The sequence below is a fragment of the Pectobacterium sp. HCp5_1 genome, from assembly GCF_032905925.1.
Classification (GTDB): domain Bacteria; phylum Pseudomonadota; class Gammaproteobacteria; order Enterobacterales; family Enterobacteriaceae; genus Pectobacterium; species Pectobacterium brasiliense_A.
The window spans coordinates 22799-43064 of record NZ_JAUMIO010000031.1; the positions used below are offsets into that span (position 1 = coordinate 22799).

The following is a 20266-nucleotide window of genomic DNA, read 5'->3' on the forward strand; positions in this document are numbered from 1 at the left end:
TCCTTAGTACTGCCAACTGAGGTTGAAACCGAGGGTGACCGGGCTGGTGTGGAAACCTTCCGGTTTGGAGAACGGCACACCGACAAACAGGTCGTAGCCGGTGTTAAAGGCGTTACCGCGCAGACCAAGCACGCCGCCCGCCAGATGTTTTCCGGCGAGGTAATCACGCGTGCCGTCTACTTCGCCGTAGTCAGCGCCGAGATACAGTTCCTGATTAGGGAGCGGGGTGCGCCAGGCCAGATCGTTGCGCACGAACCAGCCGTTGTCGGCCGTCAGGGTGCGTTCACCATCAAAGCCGCGCACGGTCCAGCGGTTACCAATCGACAGCTGATCCTGTGGCGTCAGTTTGGTATGGTTGATCTGGCGCAGATACTGCACGTTGTAGCGGAAGGTCTGATTGCCCAGCGTAAACGGCATATCGAGTTGTGCATTCAACTGGATAATTTTCGCCAGCGCGGTGCCTTCATCGAAATACTCTTCCTGCGCCGGAATAGCGCCGAACCAGCGGGTGCCGCGCTGGTAGCTCACTGCGGCATCAAGGGTGGTAGCGCCGAAGTAGTGGCGATGCTGCAGACCCAGACGCCAGGCGCTGGTTTTACGCCGCTGCACATCCACTTCGGTATCGTTGACGAAGTTCTGCGATTCGCGCGTCAGAATTTCATAGCTCATTGAAGTTTTCTGACTGCCGCTGCGGTGCAGCACCCGGCTCAGTTGGAAGTTAAGGTTTTTGCTGTTGCCGCTGTAGTTGTAGTCTTCATACGCGCCCGCCACATTCTGGTTGTAGTCGTAGCCGCTTGCGGTGACGCCCGCCATCCAGTAACCGAACGGTACGGAATAGTGCAGCATGTAGTTCTTGCTGCCTTTTTCGCTGCCGGATTCAAGGTCATGGTTGCCAGAAATGTAGAACAGGTCGCTGAGTGCGAAGGGATTATCGATATACAGCGTCAGGCCGCCCTGATAACGACCGGTGGTTTCGGTGCCTGAATCATCGAGTGTCGCGCCGAGACGCCACATTTTTTCCTGTTTCCAGGTGACGTCAATGTCGCTTTCACCGGGCTGTTCGCCCGGCACAATCGCCATCTCTGCCTGTACGGTGGGCACGCGCTGCAGGTTTTCCAGTCCCTGCTCAATGTCACGCAAATCCAGCAGTTCGCCTTCACGCGCCGGCAGGGCGCTCCAGAGGCTCACGTAGCGATCGCTCTCTTTGGTCAGTTTGATTTGGCGCGTTTTGCCCGGAATCAGGGTGATATGCAGGGTGCCAGTTTTCAGGTTTTGCGGCGGCGCCATTACGCGCGCGGTGACGTAGCCATGGTCGATCAAACGGTTTTGCAGTGCGCTCATCAGCAGGTTGACACCCTGAGCGCCCAGGCACTGACCTTTACCCTGATCGGCCAGCTGTTGCAGCGGGATACGCAGCCAGGAGGGGAAATCGTCTTTGCCGGTCAGTATGATGTGATACAGCGTAAAGCACTGTTGCTCCTGCGGAAATTGCAATTTAGTAAAGAATGAAGAAGGGGGCTGCAAACGCACATCAGGCGTTTGCGGCGCTAATTGCTGCTGCATCGCACGCTGGCGATCCTGCTGGTTGATATTTAGCTGTTCATCCACCCAGTTCGGTGCGGCAAGAGGCGTAAAATTATTATCTGCCGCCCAGCTGCTTGCTGAGGTGGTCAATAAAATAAATAGCGCAAGCGGGCTGAGACGCGCAGGTTGATACCCGTCAGTGAATGACGCATTCCGTAGCATAATTAATTAACCTGAATTATTAATTGTTATTGGGACACTATTCGTTTCAAGAAACAATTGGTTACTTGGTACAATTTCAGGTTATATACGTTAACAATTTGTTGGCTAAGAGTTGTCTTATTGCTTGCTAAGAGTTGTCTTAAAAATATCGTTTCTTTACATTTTGGCGGTAAAAATACGGTATGAGATAGGTGAGCGGAGTTGAACTTATATCGGCGTGAGCGTGAGGCGTTTGTCTGATTTTATTATATTGATACGATATATCTCTCAACCAAAGGAGTAATGGTTCATTCGATGAGTCGACTACAGAACGAAATTAACTCTCTGGTCAATCGCGGCGTGGATCGCCACCTGCGGATTGCCGTCACTGGGTTGAGCCGCAGTGGCAAAACCGCGTTTATCACCGCGTTCGTCAATCAATTATTGAATACCCACAGCGGTGCGCATTTGCCGATGTTTTCTCCCGTGCGCGAAGAGCGTTTGCTGGGGGTGAAACGTGTGCCGCAGCGCGATTTGGGCGTGCCGCGTTTTGCTTATGATGAAGGCATGGCTGCGCTGTATGGCTCGCCGCCGGCTTGGCCAACGCCGACGCGCGGAGTGAGTGAGATTCGTCTGGCGCTGCGCTATCGCTCTAAGGATTCGTTGCTGCGTCATTTCAAAGACACCTCGACGCTCTATCTGGAAATTGTCGATTACCCCGGCGAATGGTTGCTGGATCTGCCGCTGCTGGAGCAAACCTATTTGAGCTGGTCGCAGCAGATGGGCGGTTTGCTGCAAGGGGGACGCACCGAGTGGGCGAAACCCTGGCTGGCGCTGTGTGAGAAAGTTGATCCGCTGGCCCCGGCGGATGAGAACCAGCTTGCCGAGGTGGCGCAGGCTTACACCGACTATCTGCATCGCTGCAAACAGGAAGGACTGCACTTTATTCAACCGGGACGATTTGTATTGCCGGGCGATCTGGCGGGTGCGCCGGTGCTGCAATTCTTCCCGTGGCCGCAGGTGAATCAGATCGGTGAAGCTAAGCTGGCGCAGGCGGATGAGAAAACCAACATCGGCATGCTGCGCAAGCGTTTTGACTATTACTGTCAGTCGGTCGTCAAAGGATTTTATAAGGATCACTTCGTACGCTTCGACCGGCAGATTGTTCTGGTCGATTGCCTGCAACCGCTCAATAGCGGCATTCATGCGTTTAACGATATGCGGCTGGCGCTCACCCAACTGATGCAAAGTTTTCATTACGGGAAGCGTACGCTGTTCCGGCGTTTGTTCTCACCCTGCATCGACAAACTGATGTTTGCGGCGAGTAAAGCGGATCACATTACTGCCGACCAGCACGCCAATCTGGTGTCGTTGCTTCAGCAACTGGTGCAGGAAGCGTGGCAGAACGCGGCGTTTGAAGGCATCGACATGCGCTGCGAAGGCATTGCGTCGATCCAGTCAACGCAGAGCGGGGTGGTCGATCATCAGGGACAGAAAATTCCGGCGCTGAAAGGGCATCGGCTCAGTGACGGTCAGCCGTTGACGGTCTATCCCGGTGAAGTGCCTGCGCGTTTACCGGGAGCGGCATTCTGGCAAACGCAGGGCTTCCACTTCGATCAATTTCGTCCGCGAGAAATGACGGTAGACACGCCGTTGCCGCATATCCGGCTGGATACGGTCATGGACTTTTTGTTAAAGGATAAATTGCGATGAACGAGCCACTGAAACCCCGTGTCACGTTCGATGATGCTTTACCGCAAGAGCCGCAACCGCAGTTGCGTGCCGGGTTAGCATTTGACGAGCAGAGCGGTACGCCATTTTCCCCCATCAGTCGCGAAGAGGAAGTGCCGGAAGAAGGGGCTGCGGAAGAGGCGATCAGCGCGGCGCTGCGGCCGAAGCGCAGCCTGTGGCGGCGTATGGTGATGGCGGGAATAGGGCTGTTTGGCGTCAGCGCGCTGGCGCAGGGCGTGCAGTCGCTACATAACGCCTGGGTGCAACAGGATTGGATCGCATTGGGTGGCATTACCGCGGGTAGTCTGATTGTGGCGGCGGGCGTCGGTTCGCTGGCCGTCGAGTGGCGACGGCTCTACCGCTTGCGGGAACGGGCGGAAGAGCGCGACGTGGCTCGCGATCTGTTACATAGCCACGGCGTGGGGCGCGGGCGCGAATTCTGTGAAAAGTTGGCACGTCAGGCAGGGCTGGATAGCGGCCATCCGGCGATACAGCGCTGGCAGGCTTCGCTCCATGAAACCCACAATGACCGCGAAGTGCTGGAGCTTTATGCGCGTCTGGTTCAGCCCGTACTGGATACGCAGGCGCGGCGTGAAATCAGCCGCTCGGCGGCGGAATCCACCTTGATGATCGCCGTCAGCCCGCTGGCGCTGGTGGATATGGCCTTTATCGCCTGGCGCAACCTGCGCCTGATTAACCGTATTGCTGCGCTGTACGGCATCGAACTCGGCTATTTCAGCCGCATTCGCCTGTTCCGGCTGGTGCTGGTCAATATTGCGTTTGCCGGTGCTTCGGAGCTGGTGCGGGAAATTGGCATGGATTGGATGTCACAGGATCTGGCCGCGCGGCTATCAACTCGCGCTGCACAGGGCATTGGCGCAGGGCTGCTGACCGCGCGCCTGGGTATCAAAGCGATGGAATTATGCCGTCCACTGCCGTGGCTGGATGACAAACCGCGCCTCGGCGATTTCCGCCGCGAACTGATTGGTCAGGTAAAAGAAACGCTGCAAAAAGGGCGTTAGGGGTGAAGACGATGGTACAGGCAATGTGCCATCGTTGTTTTATCGTGGCTTAACAATGAAATGCAGTACAAGCCGCGTGCTATTTTGGCAGACAGTACCCTTGTTACAAAATCGTGTGTAGGATAAAAACTCCTCATTTCTGTATAACAGGACGTTTTTATGATTCCCGGTAAAAAATTGACGCTGGCAGCACTGTCGCTGTCGGCAGCCATTCTCTGTTTACCTGCCAGCGCACAGCTGGTACTGGCACCCGCCGATGCGGAACGTTACGCGCAACACAGCTTCCCTGAATATCTTGAATTACTCACGTTGCCAAATGATGCTGCCGTGCCTGCGGATATCCAGCGTAATGCCGACTGGCTGGAAAAGGCTTTTCAGAAGCGTGGCTTCACCACGCAACAGCTGACAAATGGTGATAAGCCGCTGGTGTATGCTGAGCTGGGAACGCCAAAAGCCGATCGTAAAACCATCTTGTTCTATATGCATTTTGACGGACAGCCCGTTAATCCGTCCGAGTGGCAAACGCCACCGTGGCAGCCCGTGCTGAAAGAAAAAGACGCTGCGGGCAAATGGCAGACGCTGCCTGAGTCACGTCTTCTGAAAGGGGATATCAATCCAGAATGGCGCCTCTTTGCCCGGGCATCGGCCGATGATAAAGGGCCGATCGTGATGTTTCTCGCCGCCATGGACGCCATGAAAGATAAAGGCGTTGAGCCTGCGGTCAACATCAAAGTGCTGCTGGATTCTGAAGAGGAAAAAGGTTCGCCCGGCCTGACAAAGGTCATGGCCGACAATCTGACGCTGCTGAAAAGTGACGGTATGGTGATTTATGACGGGGCGATGCCGTCCAGCAATCGTCCTGGCATCAACTTTGGTAATCGTGGGTCAATCCAGATCGATATGACGGTTTTCGGTGCGAACGCGGCGGCGCACAGCGGCGGTTATGGCAATGTCATTCCCAATCCGGTGCAAAATTTGGCCACGCTGTTGGCTAGCATGAAAGATGCGGACGGTAAGGTCACGATCCCCGGTTACTATGACCGCGTCACGCTTAGCGAGAGCGATAAAAAACAAGTCGCAGAGACCGCGCCGCCCGAGGGTTCGCTGGAGAAACGCTTTGGTGTTGCTCAGTTAGAGAAGGTCGCCAGCAATGCGGCAGAAGCGGTGCAATATCCTTCGCTGGATATTCTCGGCATTAAAGCGGGCGACACGGGCAAAAAGGCTTCGAACGCCATTCCGTCAACCGCGACGGCCAGCGTGAATATTCGCACCGTGCCGGAGACGCCGCCGGATGATATGTATGCGCTGTTACGCCAGTATATCGCCAGCAAAGGCTTTCATATCATTGCCGGTGAAGCGCCTACGCAGGCCGAACGCGAACAGTATCCGCATCTGATTTCCCTTAGCCTGACGGCCTATCCGAGCAGCGCCTATGCGGCCAGAACCGAGATCGATTCCCCGCTGGGGCACTGGGCGGTTGCGACTACAACCGCACCGCGCGGCATCGCACCGGAGAAGAATCGTATGATGGGCGGGACGCTGCCGATGAGCGGCGCGGTCAGCGTATTGAAAGTGCCTTACGTCATCGTTCCTCTGGTGAATGCCGACAATAATCAGCATAGTTTTGATGAGAATTTACGCCTCGGTAACTATCTGGAAGGTATTCGAACCATTGTGGCGATGGCGACGACGCCGCTGTCTTAACCCCGTTTCGTCATTGACGTGGAAAAAACGTACAGATGTGTCAACTTTTGCTGCCACCTTACTTCATCCGGTGCAAACGAAAGGGTATTATCAGTAGCAATAGCCATATCGTGTCTCTTGAAGAAGGTAGCCGTTGATGCATCTGGAAGTGATTTGTGAAGACCGCATTGGTATGGTCCGTGAATTGTTAGATCTACTTGCGTCACGCAATATTGATTTACGCGGCATTGAAATTGCGTCTATTGGTCGTATCTACCTCAATTTTGCCACCCTCGATTTTGATGATTTCCGTCTGCTGATGACGGAAATCCGCCGTATTGACAGTGTCAGCGATGTGCGTACCGTGGCGTTCATGCCGTCTGAACGTGAACATCGGGCATTGAATGCGCTGTTGGAGTCGATGCCTGAACCCGTCTTCTCGCTGGATATGAAAGGAAAGCTGGAGTTGTTTAACCCCGCGGCGCTGGTGCTGTTTGAACAATCGGCAGAGACCATCAGCGACTTGACGATTGGCAGCATGATCCCCGGTTTCAATTTCGCCAGTTGGCTGGAGAAGAGCAGCGCCGTCGTGGCGGAGCGTGTGGTGATCCGTGGTCAGGATTTCCTGCTGGAAATGACGCCCGTCCGTCTGGAAGATGATGCGGGTAAAGTGGCAACGGCGGGCGCGCTGGTGATGCTGAAATCGGCCGCTCGCATGGGTCGCCAGTTGCAGAACCTCGCCGTGAATGATGAAAATGAGTTCGATCATATCGTGGCTGTTAGCCCGAAAATGCGTCAGGTGGTGGAGCAGGCGCGCAAATTAGCGATGCTGGACGCGCCATTGCTGATCGTGGGCGATACAGGGACGGGTAAGGATATGCTGGCGCGAGCCTGCCACCTGCGCGGGCCGCGCGGCAAGAACCCTTTCCTGGCGCTGAACTGTGCGGCCTTACCCGATGATGTGATGGAGAGCGAGCTGTTCGGCCATGCGCCCGGCGCGTATCTCAACGCGCAGGAAGGCAAAAAAGGTTTCTTCGAACAGGCAAACGGCGGTTCGGTTCTGCTGGATGAAGTCGGTGAAATGTCGGCGCAGATGCAGACCAAATTGCTGCGTTTCCTGAATGACGGGACATTCCGCCGCGTCGGTGAAGATCATGAAGTCCATGTCGACGTGCGGGTGATTTGCGCGACTAAGAAAAACCTGTTGGAGCTGGTGCAGCGCGGTGAGTTCCGGGAGGATCTTTATTATCGCCTCAATGTACTCTCGCTGACGTTACCGCCGCTGCGTGAGCGCCCAGCGGATATTATGCCGCTGGCCGAGCTGTTCGTGGCGCGCTTTGCCGACGAACAGGGGATTCCTCGCCCTAAACTGGCCGCAGATGTGGAGCATTTCTTGCCGCAGTATGGCTGGCCGGGTAACGTTAGGCAGTTGCGAAATACTATTTATCGCGCACTGACGCAGTTGGAAGGCAACGAACTGCATATGCAGGACATCGATCTCCCAGCGTTTTCGATTGATGCGCCGCAAGATGAAACCTTGCTTGATGGTTCGCTGGATGACATCAACAAACGTTTCGAGCGTTCCGTGCTGACCCGCCTTTATCAATCTTATCCAAGCACACGCAAACTGGCGAAACGGTTAGGCGTATCGCACACGGCGATAGCCAACAAACTGCGGGAGTATGGACTCAGCCAACGCAAATCGGCGGGGGACGACGAAGAGTAAATAACAAAACGGCTGCTTGCGCAGCCGTTTTGGCATGATGATGAGGATAGTAGTCTCAGGCGTACCACAAATCAGAAGATGTAGGGAGAGTGAAACGATCTGTAATCATCTCTGAGTGTAATTGAACGTATTGGTCAACTAACTGATCCATATTACCGGCATGTGAAGCTGCCGCATTAGAATAGTTAGGAACAACAAGCGATTTAAATTTCAGTCCCAGATCGCCAGCATCATAGTTTTCGATAATGGCTTCTGCGGGATCCAACTTAGCAAAAGAAGCCGATACGAAGAGTGTCGTTCCTGACAACGTATAGCGGACAATGAATTGATCGCCCAACGTGTCATCAATCATATTTCTACTTCCTCCAAGCGCCGGTGAAAAATTCATCGGATTAGGGATCGCAGGATAAAACACAGCGGTATCACCGTCTTGAAGTAAAACATCACCTCCTGGATTGGGGGAGCTACTACGAATAATAAATCCACCTTTTAATTCTATACCGAGGTCTCTTTGATTAGTTAACTGATTTACAGAAGAGAGATTGATGTACAGTTTATCATTACTATCGGCATCTTTGATGGTATTTACACCTTGGGTGATAACGAATTTATCTGCACCCCCATTCCCGTAAATAGTATTATCGCCTCTTCCTCCAATGATAATATTATCTTTACTGTTTCCGTATAATATATCATCAAATGATGTGCCAATGATGTTCTCCATATTTCTGATTGTCAGAGAACCTTCATCTTCAAAGGGAAAGACAACTTCATTACCGACTAATGAAAGTTCTACGCCATAGTTAAGATGGGAAAGATCAATCGTATCGCCATATCCAGTCTTAGAGTCTAATAAGTCCACGATGATGTTTTCATTAGATATAGGGAGTTCCTTTATAATAAAGGTGTCAGAGTTATTTGTCCCTTCGAGCTTCTCTATGCTATAAGCATAATCATGCCCTTTATAAACACTATATCCTTCAGATGGCGATTTATCGATAGAGAATCTCCAGTTATACAAAGGGCTATCTATTTTTTCAAAACTAATGCTGAGTTTAAGGGGGACTACGTTATCACCGCCATCCCGAGTAGTGTGATAGGATAACGAATCGTAGCCAGGCCCACCATCAATAAGCGCACTGCCAGGGATAAGGCCCAAATAGGTTGTAGGGACGCCAAGGATATTGTCATTTCCTATACCTGCATGCACGATGTAATTAAGATAGTTTGCTCTGTCACCTATCCAAAAGTCCTTATAATCATCGTCGCCTTGACTACCAGACGAGAATCCTAAATTTGTAGTTTGAAATAAGACTTTATCATAAGGTAATTTATTGCCAGCTAAAAACGGATGATCGGCTGGCAGCGCGTAGGTTGTGCTAATAAAACTATTGGTTTGTTCAATAATTTCTTGCTGTGATTTATCGGCGTTTTCAAAGCTGCGAATAACAGCGTAAATAGACTCTAACAAGTTATAACTATCAATGGTCTGCTGGTTCGCTTGTAATGCTGCAATCAAATCATAAGTCCCACTATGCTCTTTTATTATGCGATCGACAATACCGCTCCCCGTGCGGATTTCTGCGTTAATTTCTTCTGTGGTTAATAACCACTCTTCATAAAATCGATCATAGCCTAAGAAAGGGAAAAGCATTGTACCGGCCCAGCCTGTAAAGTCACCTTCTGGATAAATGTCACCTTGAAATACTTTTCTGGCTGCTTCACCACCGTCTAAGACACCTAGCCCTTCTAATCCGGGAAGTAAGCCATTGTGGTTAAGTATATTTCTAACCAATTCAAACCCTATATTGTTTGATGCCTCATTAATTTTATTGTTAAGTATGCTTAATTCGAGTTCGTTCAGTTCTCCATAACGTAATTCATACTGTATCTTGGTATAATTCCTAATGAAAATGGAATATACGCTTGAGTCGTTATTGACTTCACGCGCGCCCTGTAACCACGTATAGACTTTGAAATATTCACCTACATTTATGCTAGGTACAGGAAGATAACTGAGGATTTTATCATATAGCGGAACAGCGAGCGATGTCGCTCCTGTGCCAGATTGAGTTAGCTGTTTATCAAGTAATGTTCTAAGCTCTTTCTGTTGTGGATCAGATAGAATAAATCCGCCATTTCCGTAATGATATTCATAGGTAATTGCCATATATCCATCTCCATATTATATAAGGTTCAATTAGGGGGGCTTTTCTTCCAGGGGTAATCTTTAACCACGGCCTGTTCTAGTTCTGCTCTCAGATGTTTATCAAAGTTAATAACCTCTGTAAGCGGAAATTCCTTGGGTTTAAATTCATAACGAAGGTTCACCGTCGGAAAAATTTTATAGCCTACTTTGCAGTCGGTTCCTCCAGAAATGGAAAACATACAAAAAATAGCGAGTCTCTGATTAAAAGGGGCGGAATATACCTCAGGATCAATCAGCCAGCTTCCAGCCTCCTCCACGTCATATCGATCCGGGCGTGCAGGGTTTTTCTCATATAAACAGGCTGTCATGTGGGGTACTAGACCTGTTTGTTTTGGTCGTATTTCACACATCTTGTCATGGCGATTATCTAGCTGAACCCCCCAATGATCCGGCGTTGAGCTGAATAGCTGAAATTTCCGTAACGGCCAGGCTTTGGGCCAGTCAGGACGGTCTCCCAGCTTTCCGTTGAAATTGCGGCTGAACAATAAACTTTGCTGGCTTAGCGGATTACCTTTACACCCGAGAGGCTCGCTAGGGTCGGGCGGGAGTGGCAGGGTTTCTCCATCGCGTAAAACAGGGTCGTGCAGGATACTGAGTTGATCGATAGAGATATGGAATACCGTATCACGTAGGGCTACATAGGCTTTGCCCTCAGGGTCGGGGACGTGGCACTTTTGTGGATCAAACGTGAATGACGCTTCGCTGCTCTGGTTAAAAACAAGGCCTGAAAATAAAATAGCTATTTGTAGGGGAAATAATAATATTCTCAATAGTCATCACTCCTTTGAATTGTCATCACATGTCAGTGTCATTGATGGTAGAACGGTTTATTCACATCTTCTTCCAGGGGTAATCTTTAACCACGGCCTGTTCTAGTTCGGTTCTCAGATATTTATCAAAGTTAATAATCTCAGTCAGCGGAAATTCCTTGGGGTTAAATTCATAACTAAGGTTCACCGTAGGGAAAATTTTATAGCCGACTTCGCAGTCGGTTCCTCCTGAAATGGCAAACATACAAAAAATAGCGAGTCTCTTATTAAACGGAGCAGAATATACCTCAGGATCAATCAGCCAACTTCCTGCCTCCTCCACGTCATATCGATCCGGGCGTGCAGGGTTCTTCTCAAATAAACAGGCCGTCATGTTGGGAACCAGACCTGTCTGTTTTAAGCGATTTTCACACATCTTGTCATGGCGCTCGTCTAGATGAAGTCCCCAATGACTCGGCGTTGAACTGAATAGCTGAAATTTTCGTAACGGCCAGGCTTTGGGCCAGTCAGGACGGTCTCCCAGCTTTCCGTTGAAATTGCGACTGAACAATAAACTTTGTTGGCTTAGCGGATTGCCTTTACACCCGAGAGGTTCGCTAGGATCGGGTGGGAGTGGCAGGGTTTCTCCATCGCGTAAAACAGGGTCGTGCAGGATACTGAGTTGATCGATAGAGATATGGAATACCGTATCACGTAGGGCTACATAGGCTTTGCCCTCAGGGTCGGGGACGTGGCACTTTTGTGGATCAAACGTGAATGACGCTTCACTGCTCTGGCTAAAAGCCAGTCCAGAAAATAAAATGGTTATTTGAAGGGGAAGTAATAATATTCTCAACAGTCATCACTCCTTTGAATAGTCATCACATGTCAGTGTCAGCCATGTCAGCACTGCATTCTGTCTTCACTAATCATTATTCCATACAAAATACAGTGTCTATTATTGGTAGCGCGATAGCGGTGGTGCGAGACATTAAAGTTTGACGAGGAAGTCTATATGAAATAGAAGGGCTATCGCATAATCGATATATTCATATCATGATAATGATGCAAGAAACATTAATAAAAATTCATCATTGAATGAGATAGAATAATTAACAGAATAACCCAATTATAGTTATGGTTAATAGATGGATATAAATTAAAAAAACGGCTGCGCGAGCAACCGTTTTTACGTAATTTCAGCGTAGCTTAGCTTATTTCAGAACAGCCAGTGCTGCGTCGTAGTCTGGTTCAGTGGTGATTTCGTTCACCAGTTCGCTGTGCAGCACGTTGTCGTTTTCATCCAGTACAACAACCGCACGAGCAGTCAGACCTTTCAGCGCGCCATCGGCGATAGCAACGCCATAGCTTTCTTTGAACTCACCGCCACGCAGGGTAGACAGTACAACGACGTTGTTCAGACCTTCCGCGCCGCAAAAACGGGACTGCGCGAACGGCAGATCGGAAGAGATACACAGAACAACGGTGTTATCCAGCTCAGAACCCAGTTGGTTGAATTTGCGCACGGACGTGGCACAAACACCGGTATCGATGCTTGGGAAAATGTTCAGGATTTTGCGCTTGCCAGCATAGTTGCTCAGCGGGGTATCGGACAGATCTTTAGCCACCAGAGTAAATGCCGGGGCTTTGCTTCCTTTGGCTGGGAATGACCCTGCTACTGGCACAGGATTGCCTTGAAAATGTACGTTCTGTGACATGTTTGCGTCCTTAATTACAGGTGATTAACACGCTGCTCAGTTTAGGGCAACATTAGCAACATTGGTATAAAAATTACGATTAAAATTGCTGGCTTAGCAGCGCGACCATCGCTTTCAGGTAGCATTCGCTGGCGGCATCTGCCGAGATTGGCGGAAGCTCAGCGGTAATGCAATGAAGCGAACGGTCGGCGCACCAACTTCCAAAAGAGCCTGGTGTGTCGTAACCGATACTCGATACTAATGGCAGTTCGCACCGCAGTGCCAACCAGCGACCGAGTTCGGAATGATGTGGATCTTCAATACACGCGAGTGGCTCATGAAAAGAGACAACCCAGTGAGGATTAAGTTTCTCAATCAGCGTGCAAAGGGCTTTTGTTTCTGGCTCTGAACCTGCCGTTTCGCCCGTGGATAGCTCGACATCGCGTTCATCTGCGGTGCTATTCCAGCGGTAGACCGTCTTCCCCGGTTGCCAGTTACTGGCCGGAAAATTGCGATTGAGATCGACACCGTTAGCGTTGGCTCGCAGGCCCAACTGACAGCCATCCGGGTTCACCGCAAGAATCACGTGATGGCGGCGCTGGCCTGAAAAGAGGGTGCGCAGCGCGCAGGAAAGCGCCACGACTGCTGCGGTTTCATCGCCGTGTGTTCCGGCAATAATCAGCCCGCTCTCTGAGGGGGCTAATTCGGCGGGGAAATACAGCAGCGGCGCGCCCAGCAGCGATTTCCCATACGGTTCGCCCAGCGAAGGTAAATTGCCTCGTTGCTGGCGCGCCTGAAGAGGAATGATCGGATTTTCCATGTTGTTGCCCTGTGGTTACCTATGCGTTTCATCATAAAAAAATCGGCCCAGAGACGCAAACGGCGATGCGGGCTGACAAATTGCGGGGGTATCGCTGGATGATAGCGCTGATTTCTGACTATTATATTCTTCAATCAATTCATTACGCTTTCAGGTCAAATCATCATGCACTATGGATATTCTGCATTTTATGCCGCGTTGATGGCGGCCATGACGGGCAATGCCGTCGCGGCGCAGGTTCCGGCGGGAACGGTTCTGGCTGAGAAGCAAGAAATCGTCCGCCATATTAAAGATGAGCCCGCATCTCTCGATCCGATAAAAGCGGTGGGGTTGCCCGAAGCTCAGGTGGCGCGCGATCTGTTTGAAGGGCTGGTTAATCAGGATGCGAAAGGGAACCTGGTCCCGGGTGTAGCGCTGCGCTGGCAGACGACCGATAACCGCACGTTTATCTTTACCCTGCGTGATAATGCCCGCTGGTCTAACGGTGAACCCGTTACGGCAAAGGATTTTGTTTACAGCTGGCGTCGTCTGGTCACCCCTGAAAACAGCTCGCCGTTCGCCTGGTTTGCTCGACTGGCGGGAATTCAGAACGCCGAGCAGATTCTCGCGGGCAAACTGCCCGTCGATCAGCTTGGCGTGACGGCCGTCAATGATCACACGCTGAAAGTGCAGCTCAGCAAGCCTGTGCCTTACTTTGTCAGCTTAACGGCGAATTTCAGCCTGTTTCCGGTGCACCAGGCCACGATAGAAAAATTCGGGAACGACTGGACGAAACCGGACAATCTGATTGGCAATGGCGCGTTTAAGCTGGATCAGCGCGTCGTCAATGAGAAGCTGGTGCTCACGCAGAATCCATATTATTGGGATAACGCCCACACGCGCCTGACAAAGGTGACCTTTGTTCCGATCAATCAGGAATCGAACGCGACGAAGCGCTATCTGTCCGGTGATATCGATATCACCGAGTCGTTTCCTAAAAATTTGTATCAGAAACTGCTGAAAGACTTGCCCGGCCAGGTTTATACGCCAGATCAGCTTGGCACCTATTATTACGCGTTTAACACGCAGCGTGCGCCGACCAATGACGTACGAGTGCGAAAAGCGCTGTCTTACGCCATCGATCGTAAAGTGATTGCGGAAAAAGTATTGGGCACGGGGGAAAAGCCGGCCTGGCACTTTACGCCGGACGTTACCGCGGGCTTCAAACCGACGGAAAGTCTGTTGCAGCAGTATTCTCAGGATGAGCTGGACGCGCAGGCCAAAGCGCTGATGGCAGCGGCGGGCTATGGTCCAAACAATCCTCTGAAGTTATCGCTGCTGTACAACACGTCGGAAAGCCACCAGAAGATCGCGATTGCCGTGGCATCGATGTGGAAGAAAACGCTGGGGGTAGACGTGCGTTTGTCCAACCAAGAGTGGCAAACCTATATCGACAGCCGTAATAGCGGTAATTTTGATGTCGTGCGAGCGTCCTGGGTTGGCGACTACAACGAACCATCGACATTCCTTTCGTTGCTTGCCTCACACCACAGCGGGAATATCGCGCGCTTTAAAAATGCGAATTACGATCGCGTCCTGGATGAAGCGGGTAATCAGACTAACCCGCAGGCGTTGAATGCGGACTACAACCGGGCAGAGCAGATTTTGATGGATGAAGCACCGATTGCGCCGATCTATCAATACACCAACGGACGCTTGATCAAACCATGGGTGAAGGGCTATCCGATTACTAACCCGGAAGACGTGGCATACAGCCACATGCTTTACATCGAAAAGCATTAAGTACCGTAGTCATACATTGAATGATGTAGTAATAAAGCCGGAGCGATCGTGATGGTCGCTCCGGCTGGCAGAGTACAACACTGATAGCAAAAGAACTGATAGCAAAAACCGTTGGAGGCAAGACGTGGAATCCTTGGCAGGAAAAGAGTTGCAACACAGCGGTGCGGTTCATGCGTATCAGTTGGATGGAAAGGGGGGCGTGACTCCGATTGGCGAGCAGGATGTGGTTAACAGCGAGAAACCCTGCTGGCTACACCTGGATTCAACCTTGCCTGCCAGCGTGCGCTGGTTGAATAAAACGATGCTGGTGCCAGATAGCGTACGCAATGCGCTGGCGGGGGAAAGCGCCCGTCCAAGAGTGACGCGTTTGGGTGAAGGTACACTGATCACGCTACGCAGCATTAATCTAAATGCCAATGCGCGGCCTGATCAACTGGTGGCCGTTCGGGTATTCATTACCGACAAACTGATTATTTCTACCCGACGCCGTAAAGTTCTGGCTATCGACGAGATTCTCACCGACCTGAAGGAAGGTAACGGCCCGACGGACAGCGGCAACTGGCTGGTCTCCATTGCGGAATCGTTGACCGATCATACCAGCGAGTTTATTGATGATTTGCATGAGAAAATCATCGATCTGGAAGAGGATTTGCTGGAGCAAAAAATTCCGCCGCGCGGTGAGCTGGCGCTGATTCGCAAACAGCTTATCGTGTTACGCCGCTATATGACGCCACAGCGTGATGTATTTTCGCGTATTTCCGGCGAGAAACTGCCTTGGATGCAGGATGACGATCGCCGCAGAATGCAGGAAATTGCCGATCGATTAGGGCGTGGACTGGAGGATTTGGATGCCAGTATTGCGCGCACCACGGTGCTGTCAGATGAAATCACTGCGCTGATGACCGAAGCGATGAACCGCCGTACCTATACGATGTCGCTTTTGGCGATGGTTTTCCTGCCGACGACGTTCTTAACCGGCTTATTTGGCGTCAACTTGGGGGGAATTCCCGGCGGTGATGCACCGTTTGGTTTTTTCACGTTCTGCCTGATGTTGGTGATATTGGTGGGTGGCGTTGCATGGTGGTTAAAACGCAGTAAATGGCTATAACGACTTGCGGCGAGTGGATGCACAGATAATCACAAACTGTGGCGAACGGCTAAAAAACCACGCGTAAATTGAGCAATATCAACATTTTTTACCCTGTTGTGCGGCACTATCATTCCCGCAGGTGAATGCAACGTCAAGCGATGGGCGTTGCGCTCCATATTGTCTTACTTCCTTTTTTGAATTACTGCATAGCACAATTGATTCACACCATGCCGACAGTTTTGTCGGCTTTTTTTTGCCCCTCGATCCTGACCTTTTCCGTCACCCTTCAAGCGACGTTATAAAATGCCTTTGGCATTTTATTATGGTGGGCTACGCGCCACACCCTTCGGGCCGTCGCAAGCGACGTTGTAAAATGCCTTTGGCATTTTATTATAGTGGGCTAACGCGCCACACCCTTCGGGCCGTCGCAAGCGACGTTGTAAAATGCCTTTGGCATTTTATTATAGTGGGCTAACGCGCCACACCCTTCGGGCCGTCGCAAGCGACGTTGTAAAATGCCTTTGGCATTTTATTCATTAGCTTACTACGCTTAAAGGGACGCGCTGGCGTTGTTTGACCAGCCGTAACGCATGTCTGTACTGCTTCAGTAGCTGGATTTGCCTTAACATTATCCAACACCGAGGAGGAAAATATGCTCGCTCAAGACGCGACGGATTATCTGCAAGCTGACACAGTTCCGGTTGAACCGATTCCCATTATACCGAACGATCCGACACCTCGTCCGCTTCCCGATCTACCGCCCATTCCTGATCCGCCGCCAACAGGGCCGGAACACGAACCTGTCACTGAACCATCGCAAGCCCGATAGCGGCGCTCTACGCGGCAGAAAATGGCAATAAAAAACACGGTGGTGAAACAGCAACCACTACTTCTTGCCACCGTGTCTCTATTCTTTAGGGTAATGCCATTCCTGCACCGGAATGTCGCGCTTATTTTATTTCCAGCACGTCAAGGCGGGTCACGGATGGCGCGTCATCGTCATCTTCCGGCTGCCAGCCAACGGGCTGCAACGGCAGTTCTTCACGGTCAAAAGCCAGATCGCCACCATCCACCACGTCGCTACCGTGACGAATGCCTTTAAAATCGAACAGCGCATGATCGGCAAGATGAGAAGGCACAACGTTCTGCATGGCGCTGAACATGGTCTCAATACGGCCAGGATAGCGTTTGTCCCAGTCACGCAGCATGTCTTTAATCACCTGACGTTGCAGATTTGGCTGCGACCCGCATAGGTTGCACGGAATAATCGGATATTGACGGGCTTCAGCAAAGCGTTCGATATCTTTTTCACGGCAGTAGGCGAGAGGGCGGATGACGATATGCTTACCGTCGTCGCTCATCAGCTTCGGCGGCATGCCTTTCAGCTTCCCGCCGTAGAACATGTTCAGGAACAGCGTTTGCAGGATATCGTCGCGGTGGTGACCAAGGGCGATTTTTGTTGCGCCGAGCTCCGTCGCGGTACGATACAGAATCCCGCGGCGCAGACGTGAACATAGTGAGCAGGTGGTTTTCCCTTCTGGAATCTTGTCTTTCACAATTCCGTAGGTATTTTCTTCGACGATCTTGTACTCCACGCCGATGCTATCGAGGTATTGCGGCAGAACGTGCTCCGGGAACCCCGGCTGCTTCTGATCCAGATTCACCGCAACCAGAGAAAAGTTAATCGGCGCGCTCTGTTGCAGATTGCGCAGAATTTCCAGCATGGTGAAGCTATCTTTCCCGCCGGACAGGCACACCATAATGCGGTCGCCATCTTCGATCATATTGAAATCAGCGATAGCTTCGCCGACGTTACGCCGCAGGCGCTTTTGCAATTTGTTCAAATTGTATTGTTGTTTCTGATTAATTTGTTGATTTTCTGACATTTTTATCTGTGCTCGTTGCAAAAGGCGTTGCGGATGGAAAACGGTTCAGCGCAGACGCTAACACGGTCTGCACGATCATGGCGTGTATGGTACGGATTACGGCGACGAATGCCAGATCGTTTTACAGCGGTGTTCCAGAATTACCCCGTAGGTGAAGGGACGTTGCTACTTTTACTCACTTTTTCACAGGGATAACAGAAAAGCACAACCTGCATGCTGTTTGGCTGTAATCGTGACATGAAGCCATTTTTGGCAACGGTGTCGCTTATTACTATCCTGATAGAGGAGTGTTCAAACAAGAGAGGAAGATATCATGAGTAAAGGTGCATCAAGAGGAGCATCGTCAAGTCACCCTCAACAGGGAGGGAACTGGCCTAGCACAACCGGAAATCCATCGGGTGGCAATAGAGGTAACGCTCCTTCATCTTCAGGTGGCAATTCAGGTAAGGCAGGAGGTGGCTCTGGCAAAGCAGGGAAGTAGGAGATATATAACCACGCTACAGCTTGTGAGTTAAATCCACTAGCTGTAGCGTTATTTATTGCGCTATTGCGGCAGGACTTCTTCAATTTTAGTAATGTGCGCATCGCCGCTCAGCGGCTTATAAATATGAATTTTGACAATTTTTAGTGGTGCCTCTGGTGTCGTTACCGTACCTTTGGTCAGGAACGAGTAGTTCGTGCCCGATACCACCTGTGTTGCAACAAATAGCGGCGTATAAGCTACACCCAGTAAATGTACGGTAGATTTAAAAAGTGATTTATCAGCATCATTCAAATCACGGAAAGCAGTCCATCCACCAGCAAGTTGATCTGACATTATTTCACCTCATTTAATTTGATTGATAATATATCGCTGTGTTGCCCTGTTAATATATTTACAGGCAGTAAAATGAGACTAGGTTATTTAATTTTATTTGGCAAGACAGAATACTATTCTCTTTATATGAATAAAGTGAAAGTATATCAAAAAACAAAATAATGGATTTTATGTGTTTTGTCAGTGATTGATATATTTAAAAGCTCTATCTCTAATCATTAAAATAATTATATGTGAAATTATTTGTTTTGATATGAATATAAAAAATCTATGCAACAAGCCATCGACTAACCACGCTACGTTCTAAACGCTGTTGCCTTGGCCTTGCCATTGAAGGCTATCGTTCATTTCTGCTGCCGCTTACTCGCCCGGTAATGCAAGCTGAGTCGTATTCAGTACTGACCAGAAATAAACTGGTTAGTAAAGTAATTTAAAATAATTAAATAGACATTAAACGTAATATATCTCTCGTGCTGTGCCTGCTGTCATCGGCTGAGCGGAAATTCCCACCATGATCATGAATAAACTTAATAAAGAGGGAAAAATGGAAAAAGAAAGCAATGAACGTTTGAAAAATGAACATGATTTAGAAGGTATTAATAAAAAAGAGGAGGTCGTTGATAAAGAGAATCGCGCCGATGACTCAAATAAAAGACGGTTTGGGTGCAATCGTGCGAAGTGTTTTTGTGCACGATGAAACACAATTAAATTGTTAAAATAAAAGGATATAATAATGGCAACTTATAACTATAAAATTAGAGATTTAACCTCTGGTGTAGAACTTTTAGTTTCTGATGACGAATGCATTTTAGATGCATTCGAGGAGGCTGGTGTTGATTTACCTTACTCATGTCGTGCAGGAGCATGTTCTTCATGTATTGCGCTACTAATTACTGGCCAAGTTGAAGATGACAGCTCATTTCTAGACGATAAGCAAAAAATAAAATTCATATCAACATGTTCAGCGTATCCCCAAAGCGATTGTGTTATTCGGACAGGTGTGGAACCGCTTCTATACGATGAAGAGAAAGCCCAGGAGGTATTTTTTGAAGACTGGCAGAATTGGAACTGATTTAAGCTTTTTAACTTGAGTCCTTTAAATGGAAAATATGATCCCTTCGTAAAGAAGGGATCATTATCAAAACATCTGGCGAATGTCAAAATAGTGTATTGCGCAAAAAACTGCGTATATCGACCTTACTATAAAGAGCCTGTAATTAAAATTGTGTAATTGCCTGTTTTTGATATGTTCACTCCAACTGAGGAGACAGGCAAATTATGGACGAAAAGAAACTTAAGGCACTCGCTGCCGAACTGGCGAAAGGCATC

General features: G+C 49.9%; 17 protein-coding genes. 9 read left to right on the plus strand and 8 right to left on the minus strand.

The features are described from left to right. Nucleotides 1-3 precede the first annotated feature (3 nt). Nucleotides 4-1746: a ShlB/FhaC/HecB family hemolysin secretion/activation protein gene (locus tag Q3A88_RS17620; protein ID WP_317178361.1), complete on the minus strand. Its 1743-nt coding sequence runs from the start codon at nucleotides 1744-1746 to the stop codon at nucleotides 4-6. A gap of 294 nt (nucleotides 1747-2040) precedes the next feature. On the opposite strand from Q3A88_RS17620, the gene Q3A88_RS17625 reads away from it, so the two are divergent. The 4 genes from Q3A88_RS17625 (at nucleotide 2041) to tyrR (ending at nucleotide 7887) form a co-directional block, all read left to right on the plus strand. Further along, on the plus strand, nucleotides 2041-3438 hold the full coding sequence (locus Q3A88_RS17625) for a YcjX family protein (RefSeq protein WP_014915688.1): 1398 nt from the start codon (nucleotides 2041-2043) through the stop codon (nucleotides 3436-3438). After that, entirely contained in the window at nucleotides 3435-4478 is a 1044-nt protein-coding gene (locus Q3A88_RS17630) for a YcjF family protein (RefSeq protein ID WP_233991128.1), read from the plus strand. Before Q3A88_RS17625 ends, Q3A88_RS17630 begins: the two co-directional genes overlap by 4 nt. A 159-nt stretch (nucleotides 4479-4637) precedes the next feature. Then, nucleotides 4638-6182, plus strand: coding sequence for a M20/M25/M40 family metallo-hydrolase (locus Q3A88_RS17635; RefSeq protein ID WP_317178362.1), 1545 nt, complete (start codon nucleotides 4638-4640; stop codon nucleotides 6180-6182). A gap of 136 nt (nucleotides 6183-6318) precedes the next feature. Then, entirely contained in the window at nucleotides 6319-7887 is a 1569-nt protein-coding gene (tyrR, locus tag Q3A88_RS17640; RefSeq protein WP_317178363.1) for a transcriptional regulator TyrR, read from the plus strand. A gap of 55 nt (nucleotides 7888-7942) precedes the next feature. Here the strand turns inward: tyrR and Q3A88_RS17645 are convergent, their stop codons facing one another. The 5 genes from Q3A88_RS17645 to mpaA form a co-directional block, all read right to left on the minus strand. Continuing rightward, nucleotides 7943-10057, minus strand: coding sequence for a hypothetical protein (locus tag Q3A88_RS17645; protein ID WP_317178364.1), 2115 nt, complete (start codon nucleotides 10055-10057; stop codon nucleotides 7943-7945). A gap of 26 nt (nucleotides 10058-10083) precedes the next feature. Further along, nucleotides 10084-10866: a hypothetical protein gene (locus tag Q3A88_RS17650; protein WP_317178365.1), complete on the minus strand. Its 783-nt coding sequence runs from the start codon at nucleotides 10864-10866 to the stop codon at nucleotides 10084-10086. Nucleotides 10867-10927: 61 nt separating this feature from the next. Continuing rightward, a complete protein-coding gene (locus Q3A88_RS17655; protein WP_317178366.1) occupies nucleotides 10928-11701 on the minus strand; it encodes a hypothetical protein in 774 nt (257 codons plus the stop codon). A gap of 358 nt (nucleotides 11702-12059) precedes the next feature. Continuing rightward, nucleotides 12060-12563, minus strand: a complete 504-nt coding sequence (gene tpx, locus Q3A88_RS17660; RefSeq protein WP_039496609.1) for a thiol peroxidase — start codon at nucleotides 12561-12563, stop codon at nucleotides 12060-12062. Nucleotides 12564-12642: 79 nt separating this feature from the next. Beyond that, nucleotides 12643-13362, minus strand: coding sequence for a murein tripeptide amidase MpaA (gene mpaA, locus Q3A88_RS17665; protein ID WP_110164352.1), 720 nt, complete (start codon nucleotides 13360-13362; stop codon nucleotides 12643-12645). Between the two features lie 165 nt (nucleotides 13363-13527). On the opposite strand from mpaA, the gene Q3A88_RS17670 reads away from it, so the two are divergent. The 3 genes from Q3A88_RS17670 to Q3A88_RS17680 all read left to right on the plus strand — a co-directional run bounded on the left by Q3A88_RS17670 (nucleotide 13528) and on the right by Q3A88_RS17680 (nucleotide 17063). Next, nucleotides 13528-15144, plus strand: a complete 1617-nt coding sequence (locus tag Q3A88_RS17670) for an ABC transporter substrate-binding protein (protein WP_104212225.1) — start codon at nucleotides 13528-13530, stop codon at nucleotides 15142-15144. Nucleotides 15145-15268: 124 nt separating this feature from the next. After that, nucleotides 15269-16252 carry a zinc transporter ZntB gene (gene zntB, locus Q3A88_RS17675; protein ID WP_110164351.1) on the plus strand — a complete coding sequence of 328 codons (984 nt, stop codon included), beginning with the start codon at nucleotides 15269-15271 and terminating at the stop codon, nucleotides 16250-16252. Nucleotides 16253-16886: 634 nt separating this feature from the next. Further along, a complete protein-coding gene (locus Q3A88_RS17680) occupies nucleotides 16887-17063 on the plus strand; it encodes a hypothetical protein (RefSeq protein WP_317178367.1) in 177 nt (58 codons plus the stop codon). A gap of 121 nt (nucleotides 17064-17184) precedes the next feature. On the opposite strand, the gene ttcA is transcribed toward Q3A88_RS17680, so the two are convergent. Together ttcA and Q3A88_RS17690 are read right to left on the minus strand one after the other, a co-directional pair. Further along, complete coding sequence (gene ttcA / locus Q3A88_RS17685) at nucleotides 17185-18120, minus strand: tRNA 2-thiocytidine(32) synthetase TtcA (protein ID WP_039496602.1); 936 nt, start codon at nucleotides 18118-18120, stop codon at nucleotides 17185-17187. 544 nt (nucleotides 18121-18664) lie between these two features. Beyond that, a complete protein-coding gene (locus tag Q3A88_RS17690; protein WP_052900920.1) occupies nucleotides 18665-18937 on the minus strand; it encodes a hypothetical protein in 273 nt (90 codons plus the stop codon). A gap of 511 nt (nucleotides 18938-19448) precedes the next feature. Here Q3A88_RS17690 and Q3A88_RS17695 point away from each other — a divergent pair. After that, complete coding sequence (locus tag Q3A88_RS17695; RefSeq protein ID WP_110164348.1) at nucleotides 19449-19634, plus strand: hypothetical protein; 186 nt, start codon at nucleotides 19449-19451, stop codon at nucleotides 19632-19634. 36 nt (nucleotides 19635-19670) lie between these two features. Next, nucleotides 19671-20009 carry a 2Fe-2S iron-sulfur cluster-binding protein gene (locus Q3A88_RS17700; RefSeq protein WP_110164347.1) on the plus strand — a complete coding sequence of 113 codons (339 nt, stop codon included), beginning with the start codon at nucleotides 19671-19673 and terminating at the stop codon, nucleotides 20007-20009. Nucleotides 20010-20266 lie beyond the last annotated feature (257 nt).

What these genes read in the sequence shown, in the direction of transcription:
- Q3A88_RS17620 (WP_317178361.1), bottom strand. Translation starts at nt 1,746, where the DNA reads ATGCTACGGAATGCGTCATTCACTGACGGGTATCAACCTGCGCGTCTC.
- Q3A88_RS17625 (WP_014915688.1), top strand. Translation starts at nt 2,041, where the DNA reads ATGAGTCGACTACAGAACGAAATTAACTCTCTGGTCAATCGCGGCGTG.
- Q3A88_RS17630 (WP_233991128.1), top strand. Translation starts at nt 3,435, where the DNA reads ATGAACGAGCCACTGAAACCCCGTGTCACGTTCGATGATGCTTTACCG.
- Q3A88_RS17635 (WP_317178362.1), top strand. Translation starts at nt 4,638, where the DNA reads ATGATTCCCGGTAAAAAATTGACGCTGGCAGCACTGTCGCTGTCGGCA.
- tyrR (WP_317178363.1), top strand. Translation starts at nt 6,319, where the DNA reads ATGCATCTGGAAGTGATTTGTGAAGACCGCATTGGTATGGTCCGTGAA.
- Q3A88_RS17645 (WP_317178364.1), bottom strand. Translation starts at nt 10,057, where the DNA reads ATGGCAATTACCTATGAATATCATTACGGAAATGGCGGATTTATTCTA.
- tpx (WP_039496609.1), bottom strand. Translation starts at nt 12,563, where the DNA reads ATGTCACAGAACGTACATTTTCAAGGCAATCCTGTGCCAGTAGCAGGG.
- mpaA (WP_110164352.1), bottom strand. Translation starts at nt 13,362, where the DNA reads ATGGAAAATCCGATCATTCCTCTTCAGGCGCGCCAGCAACGAGGCAAT.
- Q3A88_RS17670 (WP_104212225.1), top strand. Translation starts at nt 13,528, where the DNA reads ATGCACTATGGATATTCTGCATTTTATGCCGCGTTGATGGCGGCCATG.
- Q3A88_RS17680 (WP_317178367.1), top strand. Translation starts at nt 16,887, where the DNA reads ATGCTCGCTCAAGACGCGACGGATTATCTGCAAGCTGACACAGTTCCG.
- ttcA (WP_039496602.1), bottom strand. Translation starts at nt 18,120, where the DNA reads ATGTCAGAAAATCAACAAATTAATCAGAAACAACAATACAATTTGAAC.
- Q3A88_RS17690 (WP_052900920.1), bottom strand. Translation starts at nt 18,937, where the DNA reads ATGTCAGATCAACTTGCTGGTGGATGGACTGCTTTCCGTGATTTGAAT.
- Q3A88_RS17695 (WP_110164348.1), top strand. Translation starts at nt 19,449, where the DNA reads ATGATCATGAATAAACTTAATAAAGAGGGAAAAATGGAAAAAGAAAGC.
- Q3A88_RS17700 (WP_110164347.1), top strand. Translation starts at nt 19,671, where the DNA reads ATGGCAACTTATAACTATAAAATTAGAGATTTAACCTCTGGTGTAGAA.